Genomic DNA, 15,769 nt, shown 5'->3' with positions numbered 1-15,769 from the left:
TTTGATGCATGTCGTTCTCCCAAAACCGCTGCGTACCCCGGTCAAGCCCGAGGGCATGCTTTTGGGCGACATGGATTGGTTGTTCGGATCAGGAATTCGGCAGCGGCCTCTGCGGGGCGCGCTTGAGATCGAAGCTGGGCGRCAGGCACGGTTCGAGACAGGAGCCGCGCACCGCGCCGGTGGTGTTCGGATCGACCCGGACGAGGACCTGCATCCCGGCCTGGCGTTCCGGCCAGAGCGGCCGACCGAAGACGAGGAAGATGCCGGCGATCAACACCGCCAGCAAAAGGGCGGCGAATGCATTCGCGATGATCTCACCGGGTTGCATGTGCATCTCCCCTTGTTTTTTGGCGCAATTCCAGACCGTTGCGCACTTTACCTGGAATCGATCGGAGTAGCCCGCCACATCGCAGGTGATGGCGGGCACTCCCAGCCGCCGATGAAGGGACTTTGCTCGACGGCATGTGAGCCAATGAATCAGCGCCGCACTTGTTTCCTAATTCCGGCCATTTCGGGCCTCTGCTTTCTAGCGTGCGACTTAAGCCCCGCCTAATAACGGACCATAGTCCTAAAGCGAGCGTCGCACTGAAACGGATTCAGGCGACGCGCTTTAAGTCCTTGCATGCGCGTTCCGGCCCGGTCCGCCGGCGACCGCAAATCGGTCGACCGGGCGCAACCAGTTGCACACTAGCGCATTGAGTGAATGGCTACTCCAGCCTGCTGCCCGCGCCTTCCCCGCAAGGCGCGGGCCTTTTCGTCCCGCCTGGGCTCTCAGTCATCAAATTCCATCGGCTTGTGGCCGGGTTTTTGGTGCCAGACGACCTGACGAAAATCCGTCAACTCGACGACCTGATCGCAGACCGGGCAAACATAGCTGTCGCAGCACTGGCGAAGCGCCGGCGGACGACGTCGGGCCGCAACGGCCGGCGGATTGTTATCCATCGGGACGGTTTGATTGAGCATCGACTTCCTCCCTGGTTCTTCTGGTTCTTCTGTTTTTTGGTTCTTCTGGATTTCTTTTTTGGGCATTGCCCCGCCGCCTTGCGCTTCGCCTATGGCGGTTTCGACCGGAGCGGCGAGCCCGCGGCCGCGAGCGAAATTCGAGACGGATGGGCCTGGATGGAGCCTGGCTTTGCCGCGACGCTATCGGCGAATATCACTTGCCAAGGGCTCATAGGATTCTCCCCATCGGGACGAGAAACGGGGTGGACCCTCAACCACCGTCGTGCCAGCGCAAAAACAGCAAATCACCGGCCAGACGCGCGTGCAATAGCCCTTGCCCGGCAAAATCGATTTCGCGACTCGTCCGGCATTTAAATTAGCAATCACTCATTGAAAGGCGTATGAATCCGGCAGCGGTCGCCGACGATCGCAGCGTCGGGGCTCCGCTTGAAACAAGGGAGGATGTCATGGCCGAAGCTGCAATGAAGGTCACCAAGTTCGAATCCAAATCACACGACAATCCCGACGAGGTCCGCTCGCCCGCCAAGACGCGTGTCGAGATCGTGAGGCTGCCGGGCTATACGCTCGGCCGGCTCAACATGCAGCCGGGCTGGAGATGGTCCGAATGCGTGAAGCCGGTGGTCAAGACCGACAGCTGCCAGGTCTCGCATGTCGGCTATGTCGTGTCCGGTTCGATCACCGTGCGCATGGACGACGGGACCGAGAAAACCTTCACCCAAGGCATGTCCTACACCATCCCGCCCGGCCACGACGCATGGGTCGAGGGCAATCAGCCGTTCCAGTGCATCGAGGTGCTGAGCGCCGAGCAATACGCCAAGCCGGCGTAACGACAACAATCTCCCTCCTTGTGGGGGAGATTGGCTCTTTCACCGCAACCGCAGCAAACTCCCAGGTTGTGGAGACTTCAACGTATCGGCGTGGCAGCTTGACAGCAGACCGATTTTGTTCTCTTCATGTTCTGTAAATACCCCTTACAAAAGTCGCAGCTAATGCTGCAACGCCGCACGATGGAACGGAGCGCGCGATGCTCGCCACGAACGCCGCTTCAGCCGCCACCATCCTGCATGCCGATCTCGACGCCTTCTACGCCTCGGTCGAGCAGTTGCTCGACCCGTCGCTGCGCGGCAAGCCGATTGCGGTCGGCGGCGGCGTGGTGCTCGCCGCTTCCTACGAGGCGAAGGTTTTTGGCGTGCGCGGCGGCATGCCCGGCCGCAAGGCGCGCGAGCTCTGTCCTCAGCTGATCTTCGTCGGCGGCCGCTTCAGCGAATACCAGCGGCTCGGCGACGCCGCGATCAAGGTGCTCGACGATTTCACGCCGCTGGTCGAGCGCATATCGATCGACGAGGCCTTCGCCGACGTCGCCGGCTGCACGCATCTGTTCGGGCCTCCTGACGAGATCGCCAGAAGAATCCGCAGCCGCGTGAAGGCGGAGCTCGGCCTGCCGATCTCGATCGGGGTGGCGCGGACGAAACATCTCGCCAAGATCGCCTCGCAGGTGGCCAAACCCGACGGGCTGGTGGTGGTCGAGCCGGGCACCGAGCTTTCCTTCCTGCACGATTTGCCGGTGTCGCTGATGTGGGGCGTCGGCCCGGCGACCAAGGCCAGGCTCGCCGAGATCGGCGTCGAAACCATCGGGCAGCTGGCGCGCACGCATAGCGGCGCGCTGGAGCGGCTGATCGGCCACGCCGCCGGCCAGAAGCTGGCGGCGCTCGCCTGGAACCGCGATCCGCGCCGGCTGGAGACGCATCGCCGCGCGATTTCGGCCGGCGCGCAGTCGGCGCTCGGCCGCAAGCCCGCGCTGCCGCGCGTCTTCGTGCCGACGCTGTTGCATCTGGCCGACCGCGTCGCCAGCCGCCTGCGCGCCAAGGACCGGCCCGGCCGCACGGTGACGGTGCGCGTGCGCTTCGCCGACATGCGCGCGGTGACCCGCTCGGTGACGCTGGAGCAGCCGATCCAGGCGACAACCATGCTCGCCGAGATCGCCGAGGAGCTGGTGCGCGGCGTGCTTTGCGCCCATCCCGGCGAACGGGAAATCTCGCTGCTCGCCATCTCGGTCTCGCATCTGGAGGAGCATGCCGAGCTGCAGCTCGAACTGCCGCTCGGCCTTGCCGACGAGAAGCGCAAGCCCGGCAGCCGACGCGGCCTCGCCCGCGTCGGCGCTGACCGCGCCGTCGACAAGATCCGCCAGCGTTTCGGCAGGCAAGCCGTCGGCTACGGCACGGTGGCGCTGGAAGCCGCGCGCTCGGTGCCGGATGAATTCAGGGAACTGGCGGAAAAGGAGCTGTGAGGTTGAAGCTGCCAATCTCCCCCCTCGTGGGGGAGATGTCCGGCAGGACAGAGGGGAGCGCCGTGGAGTAGAAGCGTTAGCAACACAAACCTCAGCCCCAAACTCCGACCATGCCGCACACTCCCTATCGCCACAGCATCGCGCCAATGCGAAATCGACGCGCAAGGTCATGACTGACAGCGGGATTGGCTGGACCGATCTGAGACGCTGGCGGGACAGCGCCCCCCTCTGTCCTGCCGGACATCTCCCCCACTTGGAGGGAGATTGGCAGCTCCGCCGCTTTCGCCAATCGCCAACGTTCAAGGATGGTGTCTTCGTCTAAGCCGCCAACCTCTCCTACTTGGGAGAGATGCGCCCTGCGTCCTCAATCCGTCTCCACGACCTCCCAGTCCAGCCGCATCGCAGCGCTCATCGTTTCGCCGTGTTCGAGCGGCGTCAGCCCTTCGCCGTGATGCGCGTCGACGGTGTGCGAGACCGGTTCGAAGCAGAAGAAGCCGGCATCCGGTGACGGCGAATAGAGGATGTAGACTTCAAGCTCCGGCGAGGCGACGAGCGTGACCTTGATTTCGTCCTCGAGCTGCGTGATCGAGGCGCGACGATCCCATCCGTCGAAGGCGTTGTTGACCCAGTCCGGCGGCAGCGGGATGGGGCGCGCGAAATCCCAGCCCGGATGCTCGCTCACCGGCGCGACGCCGACCGGCAAATGGCGTTCGTCCTCCAGCCAGACGCGTTTCGCCCTCGCCTTCAGCAGCGTTGTGTCGCCGCGCCGGAACCAGGGATGGAAACCGAGGCCGTAGGGCAGGCACATGCCGGCGCGGTTCTCAACCGTCAGCTGCGCGTCCAGCGCGCCGTCGCGCAGCTGGTAGGCGACCGACGCGGCATAGCGGTAAGGGCCGATCGCGCCGTCTTCGAGCACCAGCTCGGCCTCCGTCTCCGTGTGGCGGGCAAGCCGCCACGGTTTCTGAAAACCGTCGCCATGGATCGGAAAGGCCTCTCCCGGAACATTCGGCTCGATCGCATGGAAGCGGCCGTCGAAAGTGAAGCCGCCGCCGGAGATGCGGTTCGACCACGGCACCAGGAGCTGGCAGCCGGACTCGCCGGTGCCGTCTCCCGGCTTCAGCAGCGGCACCGGCTCGCTGCCGATCACCAGCGCGTCATAGCGCGCGATCGCCGCGCCCCGCTCCGGCACCAGAACCAGCCTCGATTGTCCGTCGTTCAGTTCGACCATGCAGGCCTCATCGATGGCGAAGTTGCAGCCCATCTTTACGCGAACTGGCTCGGTCGCGGCTCAAAAAAGTTTGGTCATCGATGTCGGGCTGGCCAAACCTCGTTCGTCATAGGAGCATAGGCTGCCCATCAGAGGAGAAACGATATGCCCAGCACTGTCCGCCTGCACCGCGTGCTCGCCACCAAGYCGGAGAAAGTCTATCGCGCGTTCATCGAGGCGGACGCGCTGGCGAAATGGCTGCCGCCGAACGGCTTCACCTGCACCGTGCATCATCTGGAAGCGCATGTCGGCGGCACCTTCAGGATGTCCTTCCGCAACTTCACTACGGGCGACAGCCACGCCTTCGGCGGCGACTATGTCGAGCTCGTTCCGGGCGAGCTCGTGCGCTACACAGACAAGTTCGACGATCCCAACCTGCCCGGCGAGATGCAGGTGACCGTGACGTTGAAGAAGGTCTCGGTCGGCACGGAACTGGAGATCACGCAGGCGGGCATTCCGGACGCCATTCCGGCCGAGGCCTGCTATCTGGGCTGGCAGGAATCGCTCAGAAACCTGGCACGGCTCGTCGAGCCCGAGATCAATCAATAGGCTTGGACGCCGGTTGATGCCCGGCGCAGGCAGATATGCCTTCGGCTTCATCCGTCTGTCATGATGGTGATGCAGACTGTTAGTCGCAGAACGAGTTTCCTCGCTCGGCGTACCCCAATACCTCCCAGCCCGGCTTGCGACCGGGCTTCTTTTTCTAAATTAGGTTTGTTTTTCCGAATTAGGTTTCGGCCGCTTCCAGCTTGGACCGGATCGTGCCGATGGCGTTCACCATGGCCTCGGCGGCTTCCTGGTCCAGCGCGATATCGAGCAGGCCTTCCGGCGTCCGGATCGAGAGGATGCCGACAGCGCCCTCCTCGTCCGTGCCGACATGAATTTCGGTCGGCACGAAAGGCCGCGCCTTGTCCGCACGCTTCATGGCTCACCTATGTTGATGAGTGCGACAATCGCGCAGTTCCGCCGCGCATGCAAGCGGACTTAGGTTGTACCGGCCCGGTCGCGTTCCACCTGACGAATGCACGAGGCCGCTTTCGCCAATCGTGGCGCAATCCAATCCGGTCGTGCCCCGGCTCCGCCCGTGCTAACAGAGCGCTTTCAACTCAACAGCCAGGATGGACGCGACATGGCGACGGAAAAGGTAGCTCTGGTGACGGCGGGCGGTAGCGGCATGGGCGCGGCGGCGGCGAAGCGGCTGGCGGCCGACGGCTTCAAGGTCGGCGTGCTCTCCTCCTCCGGCAAGGGCGAGGCGCTGGGCAACGAGCTCGGCGGCTTCGGCGTCACCGGCTCCAACCAGTCGAACGAAGACCTCAAGCGCCTCACCGACGGCGCGCTGGAACGCTGGGGCCGCATCGACGTGCTGGTCAACAGCGCCGGCCACGGACCCCGCGCGCAGATCATCGAGATCAGCGACGAGGACTGGCACAAGGGCATCGACACCTACTTCCTCAACGTCGTGCGGYCGACGCGGCTGGTGACGCCAGTGATGCAGAAACAGAAGTCGGGCGTCATCATCAACATCTCGACGACCTGGACGTTCGAGCCGAGCCCGATKTTCCCGACTTCGGCGGTGGCGCGCGCCGGGCTCGCCGCCTTCACCAAGATTTTTGCCGACACCTATGCGCCCGACAACATCCGCATGAACAATGTGYTGCCCGGCTGGATCGACAGCCTGCCGGCCGTGGAGGAGCGCCGCGAGAGCGTGCCGATGAAGCGCTACGGCACCACGCAAGAGATCGCCGCGACCGTCGCCTTCCTCGCTTCGGACGGGGCGGCCTACATCACCGGCCAGAACATCCGCGTCGACGGCGGGCTGACCCGGGGGTTCTGAGCCCGCGCTTTCGTCAGCACGGAGGTCATTTCGCCCGCAAGGCATGGCTGGCGAAACGATTGCTCGCGGCGGGACTTTGCGACGACGCTTTGGAGCCAGAAGGCAGCGCGCGCAGCGACAACGGCGCGCGATGTCTCATTGCAACGGTATTTCCGGGCCTTGGTCCCTAACGCTGCGCGGGAACCAGTTCGGCCAAAAGCCGTTGTTTCCGCAGGATCTTTCTATGTCGGCCCGTCCTTCAAGCGCGTCGCGCTGAACCGGATTCAGCCGTGTGCTTGAAGTCTTCGTTTTGATGCATGTCGTTGTCGCAAAACCGCTGCGCACTTTTGGGCGACATGCGTTGGGCAATGCAGCGCGCCCCTCGCTTTCGGCTCAGATTCGTCGCCGTTGCCTGGCTTCAACCGTCGTGAGTTCGGACTTGGGAACGCCTCCCGGCCAGCACAACGACTTTGYGCCGCGCCGTCCGGATGCCGCAGCCGTCTATGCCTCATGGGAGCATAAGCAGTGAGCGACACAAGTTCGGAAGTCTCGCAGGAGGAAAGCAACACGCTTGCAAAAGGACCGTTCCAACGGTTCCTCGGGATCATCGGGCCCGGCGTCATCACGGGCGCCTCCGATGATGATCCTTCCGGCATCGGCACCTATAGCCAGGCAGGCGCGCAGCTCGGCTTCGACATCGGCTGGACGATGCTTTTCACATTTCCGCTGATGGCGGCGATCCAGGAGATCGCGGGCCGGATCGGTCGTACCACGGGAAAGGGGATCTCGGGCAATTTGTCACGCTACTACCCGGCCCCGCTGCTCTATTTCGTCGTCGTTCTGCTTTTTGTCGCCAACGTCATAAACATCGGCGCCGATCTCAGCGCGATGGCCGACGCGCTGAGATTGCTGGTGGGCGGACCGAGCCCCCTGTACGTCGTGACGTTTGCGGTGATTTGCGTCACGACGATCGTGTTCCTTGACTACAGCCGCTACGTCGTTGTTCTCAAATGGACCACGCTAAGCCTGTTCGCCTATGTCGTGGCAATGTTCGCGGCGAAGGTGCCCTGGATGGATGCCGCAAAGGGACTGTTCATTCCCCACCTCGATTGGAACGGTGCGTTCTTCAGTACGCTTCTGGCCATCTTCGGCACGACGATCTCGCCGTATCTGTTCTTCTGGCAGGCTTCGCAGGAGGTGGAGGAGGAAGAAATCAAGCCATCCGCCAGACCGCTGAAATGGGCACCGTGGCAGGCATCGAAAGCCTTCGAGCGCATTCACGCCGACACGCTGGTCGGAATGGCCTTTTCGAACCTGATCGCCATTGCGATCATCTTCACTACCGCCGCCACATTGCATAAGACAGGCGTCACGGACATTGGCTCGTCCACGGAGGCCGCAAAGGCCCTGGAGCCGATCGCCGGCAAATTCGCTTTTGTGATCTTCGCTGTTGGTATCATTGGCACCGGGTTGCTTGCCGTCCCCGTATTGGCCGGCTCCGCGGCCTTCGCCCTCGGTGAAGCGCTGCACTGGCCGGTTGGGCTGGTGCGCAAGCCCAAGTACGAGGTGGCTTTCTACGTGTCGCTCGCGACTGCCACCGCACTCGGCTCGGGGATCGTGTTCACCCCAATCGACCCGATCAAGGCGCTGTACTGGAGCGCCGTCATCAACGGCGTCTGCGCGGTCCCGTTGATGGTCATCATGATGCTGATGGCCGGCCGCAGCGACATTATGGGAGAGTTTCCCGTGCAGGGATGGTTGCGCCTGCTCGGTTGGCTATCGACCATTGCGATGGCGCTGTCGGCGCTCGGCCTTGCGGCAGATTGGTTTCTCTAAAGCGCGTCGCGCTGAAACGCATTCGGGCGACGCGGTTTGCGCGAACATGCACTAGCCGGTCGACAGCGGGCTGACGCGGGGGTTCTGAGCGCTTGAAAGCCGGCGTTGCCTCTTGCACCATGATGCTTTCGACAAGAAGGCTGGAGATTGGCGAAGGTGAACGCGACGTCCAATCTCCTCCCACTTGGGGGGAGATTGGCAGCTTTGCCGTCGGCTCCCTTGCGAGAAAAGGAGACAGCAACATGAGCGCTTCGATCAGGCTGGGCATCGTCGGCGGCGCGGGCTGGCTGGGCGGCGCCATCGCCGGCGCAGCCGTCTCGGCCGGCGTCGTGCGGGCGGAAAATCTCGCGCTCTCCTACCGGAGCGCCAAGCCGGACCGCTTGCCCGGCGCCTTCTGGACCGACGACAACCAGGCGCTCGCCGACCGCTCGGACATCATCATGCTTTCAGTGCGGCCGCAGGACTGGCCGTCGCTCGAGTTGGACGCCAAGGGCAAGCTGGTGATCTCGGTGATGGCCGGGATCCGGCTTGCCGAGCTAAGCGAGAAACACGGCACAGGGCGCGTCGTGCGCACGCTGCCCAATGCAGCCGCCGAAGTCGCCAAATCCTACACGCCCTGGATCGCGAGCGGCGACGCGACCGAGGCCGACCGCGCCTTTGTGCGCGCGATCTTCGGAGCCTGCGGAGTCGAGGACGAGGTCGGCAGCGAGCGCGACATCGACTATCTGACCGGCCTGACGGGATCGGGCCCCGCCTTCCCTGCCCTGCTCGCCGACGCCATGATGCGCGACGCCGTTCACTTCGGCCTCTCGGCGGATGTCGCGCGGCGCGCCGTCAATACTGTGCTCAYCGGCACCGGCAGGCTGCTGGAATTGAACGACGCGTCACCGGCCGACACGGTAAGGACCTTCCTCGGCTATCGCGGCACCACCGCCGCCGCGATCGAGACCATGCGCGAATCCGGCTTCGACGACACCGTTTCCAAGGGGCTGGCCGCGGCGTTCCTGAAGTCGATCGCGATGGGCAAGGCGTGAGTAACGCGCGGGAAGCGGCTATGATGGGCTGAGAGCCGGGGGGCAGGTCGTCGGTAGGGCCGATGTCAGCGATCTCAGCAGCTCTGGTCCGGAGTGCTTCCATGCGACTGCTCATCATCGAAGACCACCCGGCGATGCGTGACATCATCGCCGGGTATTTCAGGGAACGCGGCTTTGCCGCCGACGCCTTTGCCCTTGGCGAGGACGCACTGGCTGCAACGGCAACGACGGCCTATGACGCGGTGGTTCTCGATCTCGGTCTGCCGGACATGGACGGAATGGATGTCCTGCGCCGGCTGCGGGCCGAAACGGCGAACCGCCCGCCGGCCTTGATCGTAACCGCGCGCGACCGGATCGAGGACCGGATCGGCGGCCTGAACGGCGGCGCGGATGACTACATCGTAAAACCGTTCGACCTGGCGGAACTCGAAGCGCGCGTCCGCGCGGTGCTGCGGCGGCCGGGCGTGCGCCGCGAGGCGGCCTATCGATATGGCGACGTCAGTTTCGATCCCGCCTCGCGCACCGCCCAGGTCGGTGACAAGGCTCTGGCGCTCTCACGCCGTGAAGCCTCGGTTCTCGAGGAACTGATCCGCGCGTCCGGCCGCATCGTCGTCAAGGACATGCTGGAAGACCGCCTCTACGGCTTCGAGCAGCAGGTGAGCGGCAATGCGCTCGAGGCTGCGATCTCTCGATTGCGGCGCAAGCTTGCCGATGCCGGATCGGCTGTCGGCGTCGACGTCAACCGCGGGGTCGGTTACCGGCTCAAGATCGGAGGTCCGTCATGATGAAGCTGTCACGCGAGAGCCTGCGCGGGCGGCTGGTCCTGTCCATGCTCATTGTCTTCGGGTTCGGCCTTGCCGCATCGCGGATGCTGCGCCACGAGGGAGGTCCGATCCGCGAACCCTATCAGGACGTTCTGGTCCTCATTGCCTCCACCTTGTGCGCCGCGGCGCTGAGCTGGATCATCAGCGCCTGGAGCCTGCGCCATCTGGCTTCGGCATCGCGCGAGGCGGCGCTTGTCGGCCCGACCAATCCCAGCGTGCGCATCTCTATGAAGCGGCTGCCGGAGGAGATACGGCCGCTGGTCACGGCGGTGAACGGGGCGCTCGACCGCCTGTCGGCAGCCTATGAAATGGAGCGGCGCTTCGTCGCCGATGCCGCGCACGAATTGCGCACGCCGCTGGCCGTCCTGAGCCTGCGCCTACAGCGCGCCAAGCTCGACCAAAATCCCGATTGGCCCGCGATCGACGGCGACGTCTCAARCCTTCACGGGCTCGTGGAGCAATTGCTCGACCTCGCCCGCAAGGAGCAGGCGCAGTTCGCCTCACCTGATCTTCCGCTTGTCAACCTGTCGCGTATTGCGCGCGAGGCAGCGGCCTTCGTTATTCCCCTTGCCGAAGCACGGCAGCGGGAGGTCGCGGTCGATCTGCCGAATTCGCTTCCCGTGCACGGCCGCGCCGACGATCTGCGCGACATGGTCCGGAACCTGCTCGACAATGCCCTTGTGCATGGAAGCGGCAAGATCAGGCTCGTCGGCGAACTGGCCAACGAGCCGGGCGGGCCGGAGATCTGGATGACGGTGATCGACGAAGGCGAAGGAGTGCCCGAGCACCTCCGCGACGAGGTCTTCGAACGCTTCCGCAAGGCCAGTAGCGTGTCGCCGGGACACGGACTGGGCCTCGCGATCGTGCGGGAAGTGGCTCGTGCGCATGGCGGCTCCGTCGGCTTCCTTCCCGGCGCGGGCGCTCGAATTCGCGTCAGATTGYCGGTCGTAGACGTCGACGTCTGACCACGCGCCTGAAGCAACCGGCCGTGTCCCGGAAAGCCGTCGATGCATCCCGCATCGCCGGGTCGACGACCCAAGATTCCGGCAGAACGGATGTGTCCGTCAGACTCCCGTCAGCTTCGCCCGTCATCAAATGGAGTTGGAGGGGGCGCTGGCGTCCAGTCCGCGCAGGCAGTCTTTCCAGGAAGGAAATCTCCCATGAGCAGTCTTGGCAAACGCCTGCTTTTCGCCCTTGTGCCGACCGCCGCCGCATTGGCAGCATGGGGCTGGATTTCATACCAGCCTGCGCAGAGCGCAACCTCGCCGACCCCTGCCCCTGCCCCGACCGGTCGGGTCAGTAACGAAAACGGGCTCACCGTCGTAACGCTGGACGACGCCACGCAGAAGCGCAGCGGCATCCAAACCGACCCGCTGGTGGCAACGAAGCGGCAGGACGAAAAGACGGCCTATGGCAGCGTGCTCGACCTGCAGCCGCTGATCGACCTCCAGGCGCGCTATCGCGCGGCCGCCGCCGATGTAGCCAGCGCGCAGGCGGCCCTCGAGGTCTCGGCCCAGGAGGCCGAACGCAACCGCGTGCTGTTTCGGGACCACATAAACATTTCGCAGAAGACCTTGCAGGCGGCGCAAGCGTCCTGGTCAGCCGACAAGGCCAAGCTCCAGTCGGCTCAAGCAAGCCTTGAGGGGGTGCGCGCGAGCGCGTTGCAACAGTTCGGCCCGCAACTTGCCGCGCTTGTTGCTGGCAAGGATACGGAGCTCGCCGGGCTGCTGGACGGGCAGGACATGATGCTGCGGATTGTGGTGCCGGTGGCAGAAGGCAGCACATGGATTCCGCAGCAGATCTCTTTTGACGGTGGCGCGAAGGGGCGGCTCGCCGCTCGCCTGGTGTCGGCTTCGCCGCAAAGCGATCCGATCGCCGAGGGACTGACCTTCTTGTACCGCGCGCCTGCCAGCCTGCCGGTCGGGAGCAAGGTGATCGCCTTTTTGCCGACCGACCAGCAGCCGGCCTCCGGCATTGTCATCCCCCGGACGGCGGTGCTGTGGTTCGGCGGACAGCCCTGGGCTTATGTTCAGCAGGGCAACGATAGGTTCGTTCGTCGGCCGGTCGACGACCGGTCGCCATATGACGGCGGTTACTTCGTCGCTGCCGGCTTCGCGGCCGGCGAACGCGTGGTGACACGGGGCGCGGAGCTGCTGCTGTCGGAGGAGCAGCGCCCGCCGATCACCGCTGCCGCGGCCTGCAAAGACCCCGAGTGTGACGACTAACCGGACGCCGCGCCCCTGTCATGTTGAACGCCATCATTCGTTTTGCCGTCCGCTTCCGCGGCGTGGTGATCGCGCTCGCCTGCCTGCTGGCCGGCTACGGAATCTACACGCTGACGAACGCTCGCCAGGACGTCTTTCCCGAGTTCGCGCCGCCGCTGGCAGTGATCCAGACCGAGGCGCCCGGCCTTACCTCGGAGCAGGTCGAAGCGCTCGTCACCCAGCCGGTCGAGAACGCGATGGGCGGCACGCTCGGCCTTGCCAGCATGCGCTCGAAGTCGCTGCAGGGGCTGTCCATGGTGACGCTTACGTTCCAGGACGGCACCGATATCTACAAGGCCCGCCAGCTGACGGCCGAGCGGCTCAACGTGCTGAGCGGCACCTTACCGCACGGCGTCAAGCCGCCGGCGCTGCTGCCGCTTACATCCTCGACCAACGTGACCCTGGTGGCCGGCCTGACTTCCGACCGCCTTTCGCTGATGGACCTTCGCACGCTGGCGGACTGGACCGTCAAACCGCAGCTGCTGCGTGTGCCGGGTGTCGCCGACGTGATCGTGTTCGGYGGCGATGTCAAGCAGTTCCAGGTCCAGGTAGACCCGCAAAAGCTGGTGCAGTACGGCGTGGCGCTGCAGGACTTGCTCAGCGTCGCGCAGCGCGCAACGGGCGTCCGTGGCGCCGGCTATGTCGAAAATGCCAACCAGCGCATTGTGCTGAGCACCGAGGGCCAGACGCTTACGCCCGAACAACTGGCGCAGGTCGTGCTCCGTTACCAGAACGGCATCGCGCTGCGTCTGGGCGACGTCGCCAAAGTCGCGATCGGGCCGGCGCCGGCCGTCGGCGCGGCCTCCGTCGCTGGCAAGCCTGCCGTCTCGCTGATGGTGGAAAGCCAGTACGGCGCCGACATGATGTCGGTGTCGCGCAGCGTCGAAGAGGTGCTGAGGGCGTTGCAGCCGGTTCTGGYAGGGCAACAGGTGACGCTGCACCCGGACATTTTTCGGCCGGCCGGTTTCATCGAAACCGCCATCGGCCATCTGCGCACCGCACTGGTTCTCGGCGGCGTGCTGGTGATCGGCGTTTTGTTCCTGTTCCTTCTCAATGTGCGCACCGCAATCATCTCCGCCACCGCGATCCCGCTATCGCTGCTGACAGCCGTGATCCTTCTCTCCCATTTCGGCGTAAGCCTGAACACGATGACGCTCGGAGGGCTGGCGATCGCGCTCGGCGAGGTCGTGGACGACGCGGTCGTCGACGTCGAGAACATCTTCCGGCGGCTGCGGCAAAACCGGCAGGCGAGCCACCCGCTGCCGCCCGCGCAGGTCGTATTGCTCGCCTCGCTCGAGGTACGAAGCGCCGTGGTCTACGCCACACTGGTCGTCGTGTTGGTGTTCCTGCCCGTCATGGCACTGTCCGGCATCGCCGGAAAGCTGTTCGCGCCATTGGGGATCGCCTACATCCTGGCAATCCTGGCTTCACTGGTGGTGGCGCTGACGGTGACGCCGGCGCTCGCCTTCCTGCTGCTCACCGGCAACACGCTCAAGGAACAAGAACCCAGGCTGGTGCAAGCGCTGAAGGCGCGTTACCTGGCCGCGCTTGCCGCAATCGAATCGCGCTACCGGACAATCATCTGGATGATCGGGGCGCTTTGCGTCGCGGCGCTCGCGGCGCTGCCGTTCTTCGGCGGGAACTTCATTCCGGAGCTGAAGGAAGGCCACTACCTCGTGCATATGGCGCTTGCCCCGGGCTCATCGCTGGCCGAGTCCATGCGTGTCGGCAACGAGGTCACCGCGCAGCTCAGCCAAATTCCCGGCGTGCGCCTGGTGGCGCAGCGTGCGGGCCGGGCCAACGAAGTGGTCGATCCCACGGGCGTCAATATCAGCGAGTTCGAGGTCGACCTGAAGCCGTTGTCGCCGGCCGAGCATCGGCGCGCGCTTGTCGATATTCAACAGACACTGGCCAGCTTCCCGGGGCTCATTACATCGGTCAACACCTTCCTGGCCGAACGCATCGACGAGAGCATTTCAGGCGTGACCGCGCCGGTGGTGATCAACCTCTTCGGTCAGAACCTGGACATTATCGACAGCAAGGCGGCGGAGATCGCCCAGCTGGTGGGCACCATCCCGGGCGCGATCGGCGTGCGGGTCGAGTCCGCGCAATATTTGCCGCAATTGACGATGCGCCTCAAGCCGGAGCAGTTGACCCGCTGGGGCTTCACTCCGGTGGATGTGCTCGACGCGATCCAGACCGCCTATGAGGGTACGGCCGCCAGCCAGATCTACGAGGGCAACCAGGCATACGACGTCAATGTGTCGTTGATTCCCGCGGCGCACCAGGATCTGGCGGCGATAGGCTCGCTGCTGCTGCGCAGCCCGGCGGGCGTGACGGTGCCGCTCAGCCAGCTTGCCGATATCAGCCAGACCACCAGCCGCTACCAGATCCTGCACAGCGACGGCCAGCGCCTGCAAACCGTGACGTCGGGAGTGCACGGTCGCGCGGTCAGCGATTTCGTCAGGGAAATCCAAGATCGCATCGGCAGGGAAGTCAGCCTGCCCAAAGGCACCTATCTGATGTTTGCCGGCGAGGAGCAGGCGCGCGCACAATCGCAGCAGGACCTGCTGATCTATACGGTGGCTGCCAATGTCGGCATCGTRCTGCTCATGTTCCTGGCGCTGAAGAGCGCGCGGGCATTGCTCCTCGTGCTGGTCAACCTGCCGTTCGCGCTCGTTGGCGGAGTGCTGACGGTGCTGGCGAGCGGCGGTGATCTGTCGCTCGGCTCGCTGGTCGGCTTTGTCACTCTGTTCGGCATCACGCTGCGCAACTCGATCATGCTGATCTCGCACTATGAGCACCTGGTGAACGAGGAAGGAATGGTCTGGGGACCGGAAGCGGCCCGCAAGGGCGCCGCCGAACGGCTGGTGYCTATTCTCATGACCGCTGTCGTTACCGCGCTCGGCCTGCTGCCCCTGGCATGGGCCAGCGACGCGGCCGGAAACGAGATCGAGGGGCCAATGGCGATCGTTATCCTTGGCGGGCTGGTGACCTCAACCCTGCTCAACCTCATGGTGCTGCCGACGATGGCCCTGCACTTCGGCCGCTTCCACAAGCGGGCGCAGGAGTTTTCGCGCAATATCGCACTGCAGTCGCAATGAGTTTGAATCGCCGTCGCCAAGCGCCTGGCGGCGCTCCTGAAGCATCGCGATGGGCAAGCCTTGAGCGCGCGGAGCTTCTGACGGCTTAGCCAATTCGAACCGCCGCTTAGCGCGTCTGTATTGAAACAATACATTCATCCGCGACGATCTGTCCAATCTGTTGGCAGGACTTCTTGCGATATTGAGTAAAATTAAGGCAAGTTCGCGCATAAATTGTATTAGCCCGCCCTCATTCCCTTCGCGTTAAAGAATTGATCGCTGAAATATGATTTTTCTCTGTACTGCGTGCCAATTCCTTGGAACGATAATTTGAGTCGCAAGTTGATCCGCAATAGCAAGTTGAAGGCGCATCGACCGATTCAAGCAGGCCGTGCACT

Annotated in this window: 14 protein-coding genes; 10 read left to right on the top strand and 4 right to left on the bottom strand. The window is 64.2% G+C overall.

All coding sequences use genetic code 11. The features are described 5' to 3' along the window. Positions 1–88: 88 nt before the first annotated feature. Both ORS3428_RS11750 and ORS3428_RS33005 read right to left on the bottom strand, forming a co-directional pair. A complete protein-coding gene (locus ORS3428_RS11750) occupies positions 89–427 on the bottom strand; it encodes a hypothetical protein (protein ID WP_131802884.1) in 339 nt (112 codons plus the stop codon). A gap of 344 nt (positions 428–771) precedes the next feature. Continuing rightward, on the bottom strand, positions 772–1,029 hold the full coding sequence (locus ORS3428_RS33005) for a hypothetical protein (RefSeq protein WP_131802883.1): 258 nt from the start codon (positions 1,027–1,029) through the stop codon (positions 772–774). A gap of 380 nt (positions 1,030–1,409) precedes the next feature. On the opposite strand from ORS3428_RS33005, the gene ORS3428_RS11740 reads away from it, so the two are divergent. Together ORS3428_RS11740 and dinB are read left to right on the top strand one after the other, a co-directional pair. Then, positions 1,410–1,790 (top strand): cupin domain-containing protein, encoded by a 381-nt coding sequence (locus ORS3428_RS11740; RefSeq protein WP_071097727.1) that lies wholly within the window; start codon positions 1,410–1,412, stop codon positions 1,788–1,790. A 197-nt stretch (positions 1,791–1,987) separates the two neighbouring features. Then, entirely contained in the window at positions 1,988–3,250 is a 1,263-nt protein-coding gene (gene dinB / locus ORS3428_RS11735; RefSeq protein WP_071097694.1) for a DNA polymerase IV, read from the top strand. Between the two features lie 364 nt (positions 3,251–3,614). Here dinB and ORS3428_RS11730 read toward each other — a convergent pair whose 3' ends face one another. Beyond that, positions 3,615–4,478: an aldose 1-epimerase gene (locus tag ORS3428_RS11730; protein WP_071097725.1), complete on the bottom strand. Its 864-nt coding sequence runs from the start codon at positions 4,476–4,478 to the stop codon at positions 3,615–3,617. 144 nt (positions 4,479–4,622) lie between these two features. Here ORS3428_RS11730 and ORS3428_RS11725 point away from each other — a divergent pair, with 144 nt between their 5' ends. Continuing rightward, complete coding sequence (locus ORS3428_RS11725; protein ID WP_071097693.1) at positions 4,623–5,066, top strand: SRPBCC family protein; 444 nt, start codon at positions 4,623–4,625, stop codon at positions 5,064–5,066. A 178-nt stretch (positions 5,067–5,244) separates the two neighbouring features. Here ORS3428_RS11725 and ORS3428_RS11720 read toward each other — a convergent pair whose 3' ends face one another. Next, complete coding sequence (locus ORS3428_RS11720) at positions 5,245–5,442, bottom strand: hypothetical protein (protein ID WP_071097692.1); 198 nt, start codon at positions 5,440–5,442, stop codon at positions 5,245–5,247. Positions 5,443–5,646: 204 nt separating this feature from the next. On the opposite strand from ORS3428_RS11720, the gene ORS3428_RS11715 reads away from it, so the two are divergent. The 7 genes from ORS3428_RS11715 (at position 5,647) to ORS3428_RS11685 (ending at position 15,392) form a co-directional block, all read left to right on the top strand. Next, entirely contained in the window at positions 5,647–6,351 is a 705-nt protein-coding gene (locus ORS3428_RS11715; RefSeq protein ID WP_071097690.1) for an SDR family oxidoreductase, read from the top strand. Positions 6,352–6,855: 504 nt separating this feature from the next. Then, on the top strand, positions 6,856–8,166 hold the full coding sequence (locus tag ORS3428_RS11710) for an Nramp family divalent metal transporter (protein ID WP_071097687.1): 1,311 nt from the start codon (positions 6,856–6,858) through the stop codon (positions 8,164–8,166). Positions 8,167–8,408: 242 nt separating this feature from the next. Continuing rightward, a complete protein-coding gene (locus tag ORS3428_RS11705) occupies positions 8,409–9,200 on the top strand; it encodes a pyrroline-5-carboxylate reductase family protein (RefSeq protein WP_071097685.1) in 792 nt (263 codons plus the stop codon). 101 nt (positions 9,201–9,301) lie between these two features. Continuing rightward, complete coding sequence (locus ORS3428_RS11700) at positions 9,302–9,985, top strand: response regulator transcription factor (protein ID WP_071097682.1); 684 nt, start codon at positions 9,302–9,304, stop codon at positions 9,983–9,985. Continuing rightward, positions 9,982–10,989, top strand: coding sequence for a sensor histidine kinase (locus ORS3428_RS11695; RefSeq protein ID WP_071097680.1), 1,008 nt, complete (start codon positions 9,982–9,984; stop codon positions 10,987–10,989). Before ORS3428_RS11700 ends, ORS3428_RS11695 begins: the two co-directional genes overlap by 4 nt. Before the next feature lie 195 nt (positions 10,990–11,184). Beyond that, positions 11,185–12,249, top strand: coding sequence for a hypothetical protein (locus ORS3428_RS11690; protein WP_071097678.1), 1,065 nt, complete (start codon positions 11,185–11,187; stop codon positions 12,247–12,249). A 20-nt stretch (positions 12,250–12,269) separates the two neighbouring features. Next, complete coding sequence (locus ORS3428_RS11685) at positions 12,270–15,392, top strand: efflux RND transporter permease subunit (RefSeq protein WP_071097676.1); 3,123 nt, start codon at positions 12,270–12,272, stop codon at positions 15,390–15,392. Positions 15,393–15,769 lie beyond the last annotated feature (377 nt).

The organism is Mesorhizobium sp. ORS 3428, from assembly GCF_001854785.1.
GTDB lineage: Bacteria > Pseudomonadota > Alphaproteobacteria > Rhizobiales > Rhizobiaceae > Mesorhizobium.
The sequence above is the reverse complement of the archived record's forward strand: the minus strand, read 5'-3'. Positions and strand labels throughout refer to the sequence as shown.